Below are 14561 nucleotides of genomic sequence, written 5' to 3'. Positions count from 1 at the left end.
GCTGAAGGCGGCGCTGGAGGCGAAGGCCCTGGACGAGGGTTTCGCCAAGATGCGCGTCTGCCGGCCCGATGCGATTCCGCAGGCGGCGGATCGTTTGACGGACTTCGTGAAGGAAGGGCGTCACGGCCAGATGGGCTGGATGGCCGAGCGGATGCACTGGCGCGGCAACCCCGCCGCGCTCTGGCCCGAGGCGCGGTCGATCATCATGCTGGCCGAGCCCTATACGCCCGACATCGACCCGCTGGCGGCGCTGGAGCGGCGCGATTGCGCGACGGTCAGCGTTTACGCCCAGAACCGCGATTACCATGACCTCGTGAAGAAGCGGCTGAAGCGGGTCGGGCGCTGGTTGCTGGACCAGGCCCCGGGCGAAGAGATCAAGGTCTTCGTGGATACCGCCCCGGTGATGGAAAAGCCGCTGGGGCAGGCGTCCGGGCTGGGCTGGCAGGGCAAGCACACCAACCTGCTGGCGCGGGACCTTGGCAACTGGTTTTTCCTTGGTTCGATCTTCACGACGGTCGAGCTGGAGCCCGATGCCCCCGAGATCGACCATTGCGGGACCTGCACTGCCTGTCTCGACATCTGCCCGACCGATGCCTTCCCGGCTCCTTTCCAGCTGGATGCACGGCGCTGCATTTCCTACCTGACCATCGAACATGCCGGACCTGTCGAGCCAGAGCTGCGCGAAAGGATGGGCAATCGCATCTATGGCTGTGACGATTGCCTGGCGGCCTGCCCGTGGAACAAGTTCGCCGTGGCCGCGACAGAGATGCGCTATGCCGGACGGCCAGAGTTGCAAAGCCCGAAGCTGGCTGACCTGGCCGGGCTTGATGACGCCGCGTTCCGCGCCATGTTCAGCGGATCACCGATCAAGCGCATCGGGCGCGGGCGCTTCGTGCGCAACGTGCTCTATGCCATCGGCAATAGCGGTGACGCGGGGCTGATCAGGGCCGCGTTGGCGTTGACAGGGGATGAGGACTCGACGGTGGCCGATGCGGCGCGCTGGGCGGTTGAGAGGTTGCGATGAAACTTGTGATTTTCGGCATGGGCTACTCGGCGCAGGCGCTGGTGGAGGAGATGCGGCCCTTTGCGTCCGGAACGGTCATTGGCACCACGCGATCGGCCGCGAAGGCCGAAAGCCTGAAGGCCCTCGGTGTCGAGCCGCGCGTCTTTCCCGGCGCCGACATGCGCGCCGAGCTGGAAAGCGCCACCCATGTGCTGATCACCGCGGGCCCCGAGGACGGGGCCGACCCGGTGCTGAAGCATCTGCGCCCGATCTTCGAAGAATTGGCGGATCGGTTTCAATGGGTGGGCTACCTGTCCACCACGGGCGTTTACGGAGACCACAAGGGAGCCTGGGTCGACGAATCCGCACCCCTTACCCCGGCCACCCGCCGGGGCCGCGCCCGCGTGACCACAGAAGGTGAATGGAAGGCCCTGGCGCGCGATCACGGCCTTGCGCTGCATATCTTCCGCCTGCCGGGCATTTACGGGCCGGGCCGGGGACCGTTCGAGAAGGTGCGTAACGGAACCGCGCGGCGGATCATCAAGGAGGGGCAGGTGTTCAGCCGGATCCACGTGGAAGACATCGCGCAGGCGCTGCTGGCCTCGATGGCGCAACCAAGGCCCGGAGCGATCTACAATATCTGCGACAACGACCCTGCCCCGCCCGAAGACGTGCTGACCTATGCCGCCGAGTTGCTGGGAGTCGACTTGCCGCCCGCCGTTCGCTTCGAAGAGGCCGAGATGACCCCGATGGCCCGCAGCTTCTATGCCGAAAGCAAGAAGGTGGATAACGGCCTGATGAAACGAGAACTGGGGGTCAAACTGCGTTATCCGACCTATAGGGCGGGGCTGGATGCGCTGTTTGCTGCCGAGCTATCGAAAGGCTGATACCGGTGGCCGGGCCACTCTGGTAGACTGGCGAAAAAGCAGATCGAGGCAGGTTGATGCGCATAGTTCTGGCGGTTCTGGCACTGGCGATGCTCGCCACGGCGGGATGCAGCCGTTTTCCCACTTATGACGGGCCCGAGGTCACGCGCGTCGTCGTGCACAAGTCCAGCCGCCAGATGTACCTGCTCCATGGCTCGGAAGTGCTGCGCAGCTACGATATCGAGCTTGGCTTCGCCCCCGAGGGCGACAAGCAGGTCGAAGGCGACGGGCGCACACCCGAGGGCAGCTACATCATCGACCGGCGCAACCCCAACAGTGCCTATTACCTGTCGATCGGGATTTCCTACCCCAACGCCGAAGATCGCGCCGAGGCGGCCGAGCTGGGACAAAGCCCGGGCGGGGACATCTTCATCCACGGCACGCCCCGCCCCTGGCGGCGGGCCGAAGACTGGACGGCAGGCTGCATCGCGATTTCCAACCGTGAAATGCGCGAGGTCTACTCGATGGTGGGCCTGGGCACGCAGATCGACATCCTGCCCTGACCGCAGCATGATCGTGCGACGAAATCGGGCCTGCAAAAGGCCCGCCAATGTTTAGCTGTTGCTGTTTGCCGGCAGGCCCTGGCCCGTGGTGCCGCCATCGCCGGTGACCATGGTCCACCAGATCTTGCCGGTTTCTTCCTGGTAGAAGGCAAAGCCCAGATCGCGCGCATCAGGGTCGGTAATCACGTCGCGGGTATCGGCCTGCTGCATCCAGGCTGCGACGGTTTCAAGCTCGGACTCGTAGGTCTCGGAGATGTTTTCCCCCAGAAGGCGGCCGCTATAGCCAGCCCGCTGCGCCCGGTCGATGGGGGATGACCCGTCCGACCCGAAATGCCAGGGACGATTTTGCAGGCTCATGTCGCGCGAATGGGTCGCTGCAGCGGCGTTCAGTTCCGCGTTGAGCTGCAATTCCGGCGCGCCTGCGGCCCGGCGCAGGGCATTCACGCTGTCGAGAACCCGAAACTGGATTTCCGCCTCGTCGCGCGGGTTGATTCGATAGATCGTCGGCAAGGGGCGGCCATCGGGCCCGAGGCGGGGCGAGGTGTTCCCAAAGCAGGCCGAGAGAGCGCCAAGGGCGGTCGTCATCAAAATCGTGCGTCTCAGCATGGCGATCTTCTTGCTTGAAATTGCGAAAGTTGCGGAGGAACCCATAGCGCCCCCGGGGCCGCCAATCAAACGAAACAGGCACGATTCCGCGCAAACCCGCAGGAGTGTGAATGGACGGCGGGCCGCTTTACCGATATTTTATGCGAAATAGGCAGATACCCCACGGACTTATCACGATGAGCGACAGCAAATCCGGCCAGATCAACCGGCGCCTTTTCCTTGGCGCCGCCGCCGCGACCCTGGCCACCCCTGCGATTGCACAGGAATCGATTCACGAAGGCACGACCGAACTGGAACGCGATGTCAGCCAGAACGTGCGGCACAACATTTCCAGCTTCCGCACGCTGGAATGGCAGGATTACTTCGACAACCTGCGCAATGGCGCGATCCTGGTCGATATCACCTCGCGTGCGTTGCACTACTGGAATGCGGACGAATCCGTTTATCGGCTGTATCCGACCTCGGTGCCCGCGACCGAAGACCTGACCCGCCGCGGGCGCACCAGCGTGATCCGCCTTGTCGAAGGTCCAGAGTGGCGCCCGACCCCGGCAATGCGCGAGCGTAACCCCGAATGGCCGGAATATGTCGGCCCCGGCCCCGACAACCCGCTTGGGACCCATGCGCTCTATCTTGGCTGGACCTATTACCGCATCCACGGCACCCACGACACGCGCAAGATCGGGCGGCGAAGTTCGAACGGTTGCATTGGCCTCTACAACGAACATATCGCCGAATTGTTCGGTCTGGCCGAAGTCGGCACGCAGGTGTTGCTTATTTGACGACAAATCAGCGATCTTGGGGCTGGGAAACATTTCCCGGCATTGCATTCCTAAGGCATTGCTGCTTAAACCTACTTACGAGGTACAGTCTTGGGTGCCCCGCTATGCGTAATACCGCGCGAACTAAGGGGCGTATCTTGGAGGATACTATGAAAAAACTCGCACTCGCAGCCGCTCTGTCCGTTGCCGCCACCTCCGCTTTTGCTGGCGGCTACGTTGAGCCCGTTCTGGAACCCGTCGTGATCGTGGAAGACACCTCGTCCTCCGCAGGCGGCGTCCTGGTTCCGCTGCTGGCAATCATTCTGATCGCCGCTGCAATCGCCAACGACTAATCAGTCGCTGGACCAGAATAGAGAAAGGCGGCCTTCACGGGCCGCCTTTTTCGATTCAAGGGGGCCGTTTCGGCCCCTTTTTTACTTGGTAAGACCGGCTTCTTCCGCGATCTGCGCCCGGGATTTGCGCGCGCGTTCGGTGGCCGATTTCAGCTGCCCGCAGGCTGCCATGATGTCTTCACCGCGCGGCGTCCGGATGGGGCTGGCATAACCCGCCTTGTAGATGATGTCGGCAAAGCGCTCGATCCGTTCCCAGTCCGACCGCTGATAGGGCGCGCCCGGCCATTCGTTGAACGGAATGAGGTTGATCTTGGTCGGGATGCCCTTGATCAACCGGACCAGCCGACGCGCGTCTTCGTCCGTGTCGTTCACATCCTTCAGCATCACGTATTCGAAAGTGATTCTCTCCGAGTTCGAAAGCTTCGGATAGCTGCGCAGCGCATCGAGCAGTTCCGCGATCGGCCACCGTTTATTGATCGGAACCAATTTGTCGCGGGTCTCGTCGGTGGTGGCGTGGAAGGACACCGCCAGCATGCAGCCGATTTCCTCGGCGGTCTTGGCGATCTCGGGCACCACGCCAGAGGTCGACAGGGTGATCCGGCGGCGGCTGAGCGAGATGCCTTCGCCATCCATCGCGATCTTCATCGCGTCGCGCACGTTGTCGAAATTGTAGAGCGGCTCGCCCATGCCCATCAGCACGATGTTCGATAGAAGGCGCGGCCCGTTTTCACCACTGCCCTCGCCCGGTTCCGGCCATTCCCCCAGATCGTCGCGCGCCACCCTGATCTGCCCGACGATTTCACCCGCCGTCAGATTGCGCACCAGTCTCTGCGTGCCGGTGTGGCAGAAGGAACAGGTCAGCGTGCAGCCCACCTGGCTGGAAATGCAGAGCGTCCCGCGATCGGTTTCGGGGATGTAGACCACTTCCACTTCGTGCCCGCCTGCGATCCGCACCAGGTATTTGCGCGTGCCATCGGCGCTGACGTGGCGGCTGACCACCTCGGGCACGTCGATCACGAAATGCGCGGCCAGCTCGGCCCGGTAGGCCTTGGCCAGGTTCGTCATCTCCTCGAAGTTGCGCACGCCCCAGTGGTAGATCCATTGCCAGATCTGGTTCACGCGCATCTTGGCCTGTTTCTCGGGCGTGCCCGCAGCGATCAGCGCCGCGCGCATCTGGTCGCGCGTCAGGCCGACGATATTGGTCGGCCCGTCGGGCAGTTTGCGCGGAATGGTCAGGACATCCTGCGTGATGGGGGCGCTGGCGGACATGGGCAAAGCTCCGGAAGGGGATGCGGACACATATAGGCATCCTCCCGCCAAGGCAAACCTTGTCTTTCAGGAATTATCCGCCGCAGCGGGTCTCGGCATCTTCGACGGCGGCGGTGAAGCCCAGGAGCGAGAAGGTATCGACCGTCTGCGTGCCCCGGCTCGACACGGCGGTCAGAACGGCTTCGGAGCCACGCTTCATCGCGGTGATGATGCGCTGGTCTTCCTGTTCCGAGGCCGCCCAGGCCATTTCACCATCGACGAAGAGTTCGAAGGTCGAGTTGCCGATTTCCATCGTCACCGTGGAGTCGTCGGCGAAGGGGTAGCCGCCCGTGAACGACACCTCGCCCATGCGGCTTTCCGAGGGCCAGTAGCTGACGAAGAGCAAAATCTCGGACCGGCGCACGGCAACCACGCGGCCATCGCGCGTATTGACCGTTTCGCGCGGGGCAGACACGACCCAGCACTGCGTCGGGTCATCCTCGACGAACACGCTCCAATCGGTTTCCGCGTTCACCCGGTTTTCGGATTCTTCAGTGTCCTGCGCAAAGCCCGGCACCGCAAACGCCAGTGCGATCACCGATCCAGCAACCCAGTTCTTCATCTTGATCCAGCCTCCAGCCGTCTCTCTGCCTCCTGGTCCCGGCTCGGCCTGTTTGTCAGGTCTTGCACTCGATCCCGGGCCAATACTTAACTGCGAGCGGAGATTAACCCGAAAATCCTTTTGGGGAAAAGCCCCGGCGGCGGAAAATTGCCGGGAGATAGACGGTTGGGAGACCTGGAATGACCGAAGCGGAACCCTTGCTGGAACTGTGGCGCGGCGCTTTCTGCGAAAGCCAGCATCGCGGGCACGCGGTGGTATGGCAGGAGGGCGCGGGCGTCGTGGCCTCCTGGGGCGATCCCGACCTGGTGATCCTGCCCCGATCGTCCTGCAAGATGATCCAGGCCCTGCCCCTGGTCGAAAGCGGCGCGGCCGCAGCCTACGGGCTGAGCGAGGCGCAACTGGCGCTGTCCTGCGCGTCCCATAACGCGGCCGAAATTCACAACCGGATGGTCACGGAATGGATCACCGGGTTGGGGCTGAACCCGGAAGAGGCGCTGCGCTGTGGGCCCCAGATGCCGCGTGACTGGGACGTGAAGCGCGCGCTGATCAAGACCGATGACAGCCCCTGCCGGGTTCACAACAACTGTTCCGGCAAGCATTCAGGCTTTCTGACGCTGTCGCAGCACCTGGGCGGCGGACCCGATTACGTGGATCCCGATCACCCTGTGCAGAAAGCCGTGCGGGCCGCATTCGAAGACGTCACCGGCGAAGAGAGCCCCGGATTTGGGATCGACGGCTGTTCGGCTCCGAACTTCGCCACAACCGTGACCGGGCTGGCCCGGGCCATGGGCCGCTTCGCGGCGGCGACGGGCGAAGGCGATGCGCGCGACCGGGCGATGTTCCGGCTGACCCGCGCCATGGCCGCGCATCCGGTTCTGGTGGCTGGCGAAGGCCGATCCTGCACGGCATTGATGCGGGCGATGGACGGCCGCGCGACGGTCAAGACCGGTGCCGAGGCCGTCTTCGTCGCCATCGTGCCGGAACGCCGGATGGGCATTGCGGTCAAGATCGAGGATGGCGGCACGCGGGCATCGGAGGCGGTCACAACGCAGCTTCTGGTGGGGCTTGGCGTGCTGGACGCCGATCACCCGGTGGCGCAGCAGTATACGCGCGGGCCAATCCAGAACTGGGACGGGCTGGAAACCGGGTTCATGCGCACGGCGCCGTCGCTTCGCGATTGGCGTCCCTGACCGCTAGCCCGGCGCAAGCGGCAGCACGCCGGAAGGCGAAAGCCCCTCCAGTTTTTCGACGATGGCAGCCTTTTTCAGTGGCTTCGTCAGGTAGTGGTCGACCCCGGCGGCCAGGATCTCGGCCTTGTGGTCTTCCATGGCATGTGCCGTCATCGCCACGATCGGAAGGCGCGGCAGGCCCGTTTCGGCCTCATGCGCCCGAATACGGCGTGTCAGGTCCAGCCCATCCATGCCCGGCATGGAAATATCGGTAAAGAGCATGTCCGGGCGCGCCGATAGGTAGCTGTCCAACGCCTGTTGCCCGTCACCCACAAGGGTCAGGTCCAGCGTCAGGCCCTTCAGCATCTTGCGGAAGATCACCTGATTGGTCTTGTTGTCCTCCGCCGCCAGAAGGCGCAGGGGGCGTTGGCCTGTCCCGGCTTCCGGCTGTGCGGGCGGGACAGACGCCACTTGCTCAACCGTCGCGGCCTCGACCAGCCCCTGCCGGAACAGGCGCAGCGGATCGTCCAGCGACACAACGGGCCGGTCAGAGGTTTGCTCTCGCTGGCGGGCGGCGCGACACAGCACCACCGGCACGAGGAGCTTGCCCGGATCGAGGGCGGGTTCGGTCACGAGGACAAGGTCGAACTGATCCGGGTCGACTTGTGGCCGTTCTGCCAGCTTCACTTCGGCCTTCAGCTTCAGCAGCGCACGTTCGGCCATCTGGCGGGTGATGTCATCCGCGCCGATCAACAGCACCCGGGAAAGTCCGTCTGGCAGGGGCGGCACCGGGTCCGTTGCGGCACCCTCTGCCACCGGCAGGACAAGGCGGAACCCGAAGGTAGCACCCTGTCCAAGCTCGGACTCCACCCAGATTTCACCCCCCATCATCCCGACCAGCCGCCGCGTGATCGAAAGCCCCAGCCCGGTGCCCTCGTATTTGCGGTTCGACTGATCCTCCACCTGGTTGAACTCACCGAACACATGCGCCTGCTTGTCTGGCGCGATGCCGATCCCGGTATCCTCGACCGTTACCACAACCCCGAACGTCCCATCGCCCAGGTCCTGGCCGAGAACACTGACGAGGATATGCCCCTGCTCGGTGAACTTGACGGCATTTCCCACCAGGTTGGTCAACACTTGCCGGATGCGGCCCCTGTCACCGACAAGCCGTTCGGGCAGGAAGATGTCATAGTCCAGCATCAGTTGCAGATCGCGTCCCTGAATGGTCGGCGCGAGCAGGCGGAAGATTTCGCGGATCAGGTCCTCCAGGTCGAAGGCATCGCTGTGCAGAACCAGCTTGTCCGCCTCGATCTTGGAATAGTCGAGCACGTCATTGATGATTTCCAGCAACGCCTCGCCCGAGTTCTTGATCGTTTCGGCATAGAGCCGCTGTTCTTCGTCCAGCTCCGTCTCTCGCAGCAGGTCTGCCATGCCGACGACGCCGTTCATCGGGGTGCGAATCTCGTGGCTCATGTTGGCAAGGAAGGCCGATTTCGCGCGGTTGGCGGCCTCGGCCTGGTCGCGCGCGTCCCGCAGGTCGTGTTCGCGCCGGATGGTCTGGGTGATGTCCAGCATCAGGCTGACCATGTCCCCTTCCGGAGAACGCTTGTCGACCAGTTCGACGAAAGCCCCGTTCCACAGCTTGACCCGGCAGCGCGGAATCGGGGCCTGTTCCCACCTGACGGTCATCCGGTCGACCCAGTCGTCGGGATGCTCTCCTTCCAGGTCGACGATGCCTTCATCGACCGCGATGCGCAGGATGGAATCGTAGCTTGCGCCCGGTCCAACCTCCAGCATGCCTTCGAAAACGCGAAGAAAGGCGTTGTTGGCCGCGACCAGCCTGCCGCTGCGGTCATATATGGCGAAGCCATCCTCGATGATGTCGAGCGAATCCCAAAGCCGCCTTTCGGCACGCTCTGCCTTTTGCGTGGCAACCTCCAGGTCGGCGCGGACACGGGTGGTTTCGCCAACCAGTTCGGCGTTCTCCTCGCGCTGTTCGATCACCTGGTCCGACAGGTGTTCGGCCTGAAGCGCAAGCTTGCGGTTGGCTGCAAAGAGTTCCTCCTGCTTCTGCACAAGCAGGCGTTCCGCCGCCAGACGCGCGCGGCGTTCTTGCGCCAGACGATCGTCAAATCCGTGGCCGTCCATGCCAGTGGCCCGCTCCTCGCACATGCTTCGCAATCGGCAAGATGCCGCGCGAAGGGTTTCGATCCGCTTAACCAGAGGGCCCGCCTATGGACTCGACGCCTACCCCCGTGGCACCCTCCGCCCAAGGTCTTTTTTTGAAACCATTTCGTTTTAGGAGGTTCCCATGCGCGCCTTTGCCATGGCGGTCGCCCTGACTATGCTACCCGTTCCGGTGTTGGCCCAGTCCGCACCCGTTGCCGAGCGGTTCTTCTCGATCACTCAAGACACCGATTTTCCGGGCGCTGATCTGACCCCGATCTATGACACCACTCTGATCGGATGCGCGCGTGCCTGCCTTGCTGATCCTGACTGCGCCGCATTCACGTTCAACACAAGAAACAGCGCTTGTTTCCCGAAGTCTGACGTTCTGGCGATGGAGTCCTATGACGGGGCCATGTCGGCCACGGTGCGCAACACCGATCCCGCTGTCCTGGCACGTCTGGACAGGCGGATGGAACAGCTGGCCTTCCTGAGCGCCGACGATCTGGCCACGGCACGGCGAGAGGCCGATGCCCTGTCCCGTCGCCACTACGCAGGCACCTGGACGGCAGAGCGGATTCTGGAAGCCGCCGAGGCCCGTCTCGAAGAAGGGGAGTTCCTGGAGGCCATGCGTCTTTACGGGTCTGCCATCACAGTCACCGACGATCCGGCGCATTGGATGGAATATGCCCGGCTTGCCCTCGAAACAGAGGTCAGCAGCCGCACCGAGCAACGCAGCATGACCCGCACCGCCCTGATCGCCGCCACCAACGCGGCCCTTCGGGCCGAGCCGGGACAGGAGCTGGCCGATGCCGCTTTTCTGCTGGCCCGCGCCCTGGAAGAAAACAACCGGGGGCGCGACATGATCCAGGCGCTGCGCCTGGCGGTCGCCGAAGCCCCATCCGAGGCGCTGGAAGCCGAGCTTGACCGCGCGATCGGTCTCTATGGGTTTCGGGTGACCTCTACCCGCGTTGAAAACGATGCCGCCGAGCCGCGCATCTGCGCGATCTTCTCCGAACCGCTGGCAGGCGGCGTGACCCATGCGGATTTCCTTCAAACCACGGTTTCGGGCCTGGCGGTCGACGCGGAGGGGCGGCAATTCTGCATCTCTGGCGTTCAGCATGGGCAGCGTTATGAGATAACCCTGCGGGCCGGTTTGCCCGCCGCCTCTGGTGAAACCCTGCGCAACCCCGCGACGCTGCGGCTCTATGTGCGGGACAGGGCGCCCGCCCTGCGCTTCCCGGGGCGGGCCTATGTTCTGCCGCGCGTCGAGGGTGGATCGCTGCCGATCGTTACGGTCAACACCGACGAGGTTGCGCTGACCCTCTATTCCGTGTCCGACCGGAACCTCGTCCGCTCGCTGCAGGAGGATTATTTCGGGAGGCCGCTGAACACATGGGAACTGTCCCGTTTCGAAAGCGAGCTGGCCGAAACCGTTTGGGAGGGCATGGGTGAGGTCGACAACCGGCTGAACGAGGATGTCACCACCAGCCTGCCGATGGGCGAGGTTCTGGCCACGCTCGGGCCGGGGCTTTATGCGCTGGAGGCCCGCATTCCCGGCCCCGAGGGGCGCAATCAGCCACCGGCAACCCAGTGGTTCTTCGTCTCTGACATGGGGATTTCGGCCCTGTCCGGCACCGATGGCGTTCACGTGATCGTGCGGGCCCTGTCCGATACCTCGGCGGTCGAGAACGCACGCGTGCGCCTCGTCTCCGAGTCGAACCGGGTGCTGGCGGAACTGGACAGCGACCGCCAGGGCCGCGTGCATTTCGCCGCTGACCTTGTCGCCGGGCGCGCAGGCGCAACGCCTGCGATGATCACCGTCGAGCACGGCGACGACTTCGCCTTCCTCAGCCTGCGCGAGGCGGAATTCGATCTCTCTGACCGGGGCGTCGAGGGCCGGCCCGCTGCACCGCCCATTGATCTCTTCCTGACCACCGAGCGCGGGGCGTATCGCGCGGGCGAGACGATTCATGCCACGGCACTGGCCCGTGACGCAGAGGCAGCCGCCCTGCCAGGCCTGCCACTTACCGCGATCCTGACCCGCGCAGATGGGGTCGAGTATAGCCGCATGGTGCTGGAAGAATCCGGGGCCGGCGGGTTCGTCTGGCAGATGTCACTTGGCGCGAACGTGCCGCGCGGCACATGGCGGCTCGCTGTCCACACCGACCCGGATGCAGCGCCGCTGGCCAGCCGCACCCTGCTGGTCGAGGACTTCCTGCCCGAGCGGATCGACGTCACCCTGACACTGCCCGAGGGGCCGTTGGCACCCAACGCACCGGTCGCGCTTGGACTCCAGTCCGACTACCTGTTCGGCGCGCCTGCGGGCGATCTGCCCATCGAGGGAAGCTACGCGCTCCGCCCTGTGTCGACACTGGCAGCCCATCCCGGCTACAGCTTCGGGCGGCATGATGATCGGCCTGAAACGACCTTCGCCAACCTGCCCGGTGGCGCGCGCACGGATGAAGCCGGGGCGGCCTCTCTGTCTTTCCCCTTGCCAGAGCTGGAAGGCACACCGCATCCACGCGAACTGACCGTTACCGCGCGCGTGACCGAAGGCTCGGGTCGCCCCGTTGAACGGCAGATATCCCGCGCCATTGCACCCACAGGCACCCTGATCGGCATTCGCCCGCTGTTCGATGGAACCCTGCCCGAAGGCACCGAGGCCGCCTTTCACCTGATCGCCGTAGGGGACGAGGCCCTGCCTGTTCGCTGGACGCTGAACCGGGTCGAACGCCGCTACCAGTGGTATGCGCAGAACGGGCGCTGGAATTGGGAACCCGTCACGATCCGCACCCGGATCGCCACTGGCGATGTGACGCTTGGCGGCACCCCGCAAGAGGTTTCCGCGCCGACCGACTGGGGCCGCTATGAGCTGCGCGTGGAAAGCACGCAAGGTGTCTATACCGCGTCATCGGTCAGCTTCCGTGCGGGGTGGTATGGCGGGGGCGATGCCACCGGAACCCCCGACCTTCTGGAAGTTTCGCTCGATGCCGAGAGCTATGACCTGGGCGACGAGGCGCGGCTGCGGATCGTGCCCCGCTCTGGTGGACTGCTGCTGATCCGCGTGATGTCGAACCGCCTGGTGCACCAGGAGATCGTCACGATCGGTGACACGCCGGACAGCTTCCCCCTTGCCGTGACCGAAGACTGGGGAACAGGCGCCTATGTGAGTGCGACCCTCCTGCGCCCTCTGGACGGCCTGCCTGCTCAGATGCCCGCCCGATCGCTTGGGCTGGTCCATGCAGCCGTGAACCCCGGACCCAGGACTCTGGATGTCGTGTTGGAGGCCCCGATCACCGCCGCCCCACGCGGGCCGGTCGATATCGCGCTTCACGTGGCCGGGGCAGAACCCGGCGACACGGTTCATGCCAGCATAGCGGCCGTTGACCTCGGCATCCTGAACCTGACCGGGTTCCAGTCACCTGACCCGATGGGGCACTATTTCGGTCAGCGCCGCCTTGGTGTCGGCATTCGCGATCTCTACGGGCGACTGATCACCGGAGGTGGCGAGCCCGGCGCGATACGCTCCGGCGGCGATGCCACCGCTGGGATGCGGATGCAGGCCCCGCCCCCAACCGAGGCGCTGGTGGCCTTCCATTCAGGGCCGGTGACCGTGGGCGAGGACGGGCTTGCGCGCGTCAGCTTCGACATGCCCAGCTTCAACGGCACCGTGCGCGTGATGGCCATCGCATGGAACGAAGCGGGAGTCGGGCAGGCCGAGGCCGATGTGCTGGTGCGTGACCCGGTGGTCGTGACCGCCTCCATGCCCCGTTTCATGGCCCCCGGTGACACCGCAAGGCTGCTGCTGGAGGTGACCCATGCAGAAGGCCCCACGGGCCTGATGCCGATCGAGATCGAAACCTCGACGGGGCTCGGGATCGGATCGGTCCTGTCCGCCGTGACGCTGGAAGAAGGCGAAACCGAACGCCTGCGCGTGCCGCTCTACGCGCTGGATAGTCTCGGCCAGCAGCAGGTCGACGTGACGCTGATCACCCCTGACGGGCAGCGCCTGTCGAGAACGCTGCGGCTGGTGGTTCAGTCGAATGACCCCGTCACCGCCGTCACCTCGCGCTTCACGCTCGCGCCCGGCGACAGCCTAGATTTCGACGCCAGCGTTCTGGCAGGCCTGCGTCCCGGCACGGGCCGCGCAACCCTGTCCGCCGGACCACTAGCCCGCTTCGACGCGCCGGGGCTTCTGCAGATGCTCGACCGCTACCCCTATGGCTGCACCGAACAGCTGACCAGCCGGGCGATGCCGCTGCTTTATCTTGCCGATGTGGCCGAGGCGCTGGACCTTGCCCATGCAGATGACCTGGCAATCCGCATCCAGCAGGCCATCGACGGGGTGCTGCTCAATCAGGCTGCGAATGGAGGCTTCGGGCTGTGGGGGGCCTATTCCGGCGATCCGTGGCTCGACGCTTATGCGACGGACTTCCTGTCTCGCGCGCGGTCCGAGGGCTACGGTGTGCCCGATCTCGCCTTCCAGTCGGCGCTCGACAACCTGCGCAACCATGTCGCCACCGCCCCCGATTTCGAACGGGGCGGAGAATCCATCGCCTATGCCCTGATGGTGCTGGCCCGAGAGGGCGTGGCCGCCATGGGCGACCTGCGCTACTACGCCGACGTGAAGGCCGAAGCGTTCGCAACCCCGCTGGCTCTGGGTCAGCTCGGCGCAGCCCTGGCCATGTATGGGGACCAACCAAGGGCCGACGCCATGTTCCGAAGGGGCTATCAGCTTCTGCTGACGCAGAGCCTTGCCGCGGAAAGCAGCGCGTGGCGGGCCGATTTCGGCACAAGGCGGCGCGATGCAACGGCACTTCTGACGCTTGCAGTGGCGGCAGGCTCCGACGCGGTCCCGCTGGAGACACTGGCCGCCGCCCTGCCCGTTCCAGATAGCAACATCTCGACACAGGAGGCGGTCTGGAGCCTTCTGGCCGCCGATGCCCTGATCGACATGAACGGCCTGTCGTCACTGACGCTGAACGGGTCTGCGGTCGACGGCCCCCTGATCGAGGTGCTGGAGGCGGGCGACCAGGCCACCCGGACGATCACGAATGTCAGTGACCGCGAAGAGGTGCTGACCCTCACCCGCTATGGCCAGGCCGAAGGCGATACCCAGGCCGGGGGGAATGGCTACCGCATCACCCGCAGCTACATGACGCTCGATGGCTTGCCCGCGGATCCTGCCGAGGTCAGCGTGG

General features: G+C 64.7%; 11 protein-coding genes. 7 read left to right on the top strand and 4 right to left on the bottom strand.

Annotated features, from left to right (window positions below; translation table 11 throughout):
* Nucleotide 1: 1 nt before the first annotated feature.
* The 3 genes from queG to ACEQXV_RS04765 are packed head-to-tail and all read left to right on the top strand — an operon-like array spanning nt 2 to nt 2432.
* Nucleotides 2-1024, top strand: a complete 1023-nt coding sequence (queG, locus tag ACEQXV_RS04775) for a tRNA epoxyqueuosine(34) reductase QueG (protein WP_370252262.1) — start codon at nt 2-4, stop codon at nt 1022-1024.
* Nucleotides 1021-1890, top strand: coding sequence for an SDR family oxidoreductase (locus tag ACEQXV_RS04770; protein WP_370268141.1), 870 nt, complete (start codon nt 1021-1023; stop codon nt 1888-1890). Before queG ends, ACEQXV_RS04770 begins: the two co-directional genes overlap by 4 nt.
* Before the next feature lie 56 nt (nt 1891-1946).
* Nucleotides 1947-2432: a murein L,D-transpeptidase family protein gene (locus ACEQXV_RS04765; RefSeq protein WP_370268140.1), complete on the top strand. Its 486-nt coding sequence runs from the start codon at nt 1947-1949 to the stop codon at nt 2430-2432.
* Between the two features lie 51 nt (nt 2433-2483).
* Here the strand turns inward: ACEQXV_RS04765 and ACEQXV_RS04760 are convergent, their stop codons facing one another.
* Entirely contained in the window at nt 2484-3038 is a 555-nt protein-coding gene (locus ACEQXV_RS04760; RefSeq protein WP_370253890.1) for a CAP domain-containing protein, read from the bottom strand.
* 176 nt (nt 3039-3214) lie between these two features.
* On the opposite strand from ACEQXV_RS04760, the gene ACEQXV_RS04755 reads away from it, so the two are divergent.
* A complete protein-coding gene (locus ACEQXV_RS04755) occupies nt 3215-3817 on the top strand; it encodes a L,D-transpeptidase (RefSeq protein WP_370253888.1) in 603 nt (200 codons plus the stop codon).
* Between the two features lie 149 nt (nt 3818-3966).
* Nucleotides 3967-4149, top strand: coding sequence for a hypothetical protein (locus ACEQXV_RS04750; protein WP_370253887.1), 183 nt, complete (start codon nt 3967-3969; stop codon nt 4147-4149).
* Between the two features lie 81 nt (nt 4150-4230).
* Here the strand turns inward: ACEQXV_RS04750 and rlmN are convergent, their stop codons facing one another.
* A complete protein-coding gene (rlmN, locus tag ACEQXV_RS04745) occupies nt 4231-5418 on the bottom strand; it encodes a 23S rRNA (adenine(2503)-C(2))-methyltransferase RlmN (protein ID WP_370268138.1) in 1188 nt (395 codons plus the stop codon).
* A gap of 73 nt (nt 5419-5491) precedes the next feature.
* Nucleotides 5492-6019, bottom strand: a complete 528-nt coding sequence (locus ACEQXV_RS04740; protein ID WP_370253885.1) for an invasion associated locus B family protein — start codon at nt 6017-6019, stop codon at nt 5492-5494.
* 179 nt (nt 6020-6198) lie between these two features.
* Here ACEQXV_RS04740 and ACEQXV_RS04735 point away from each other — a divergent pair, with 179 nt between their 5' ends.
* Nucleotides 6199-7209: an asparaginase gene (locus ACEQXV_RS04735; protein ID WP_370268137.1), complete on the top strand. Its 1011-nt coding sequence runs from the start codon at nt 6199-6201 to the stop codon at nt 7207-7209.
* A 3-nt stretch (nt 7210-7212) separates the two neighbouring features.
* Here the strand turns inward: ACEQXV_RS04735 and ACEQXV_RS04730 are convergent, their stop codons facing one another.
* On the bottom strand, nt 7213-9339 hold the full coding sequence (locus ACEQXV_RS04730; RefSeq protein WP_372525258.1) for an ATP-binding protein: 2127 nt from the start codon (nt 9337-9339) through the stop codon (nt 7213-7215).
* Between the two features lie 163 nt (nt 9340-9502).
* Here ACEQXV_RS04730 and ACEQXV_RS04725 point away from each other — a divergent pair.
* Nucleotides 9503-14561, top strand: a 5059-nt coding sequence (locus ACEQXV_RS04725; RefSeq protein ID WP_370268134.1) for an MG2 domain-containing protein, incomplete at its 3' end; no start/stop codon positions are given.

It is taken from the genome of Nioella sp. (genome assembly GCF_964229645.1).
Lineage (GTDB): Bacteria > Pseudomonadota > Alphaproteobacteria > Rhodobacterales > Rhodobacteraceae > Nioella.
Note: the sequence above shows the minus strand (reverse complement) of the source record. Positions and strands in the feature narration are given on the sequence as shown.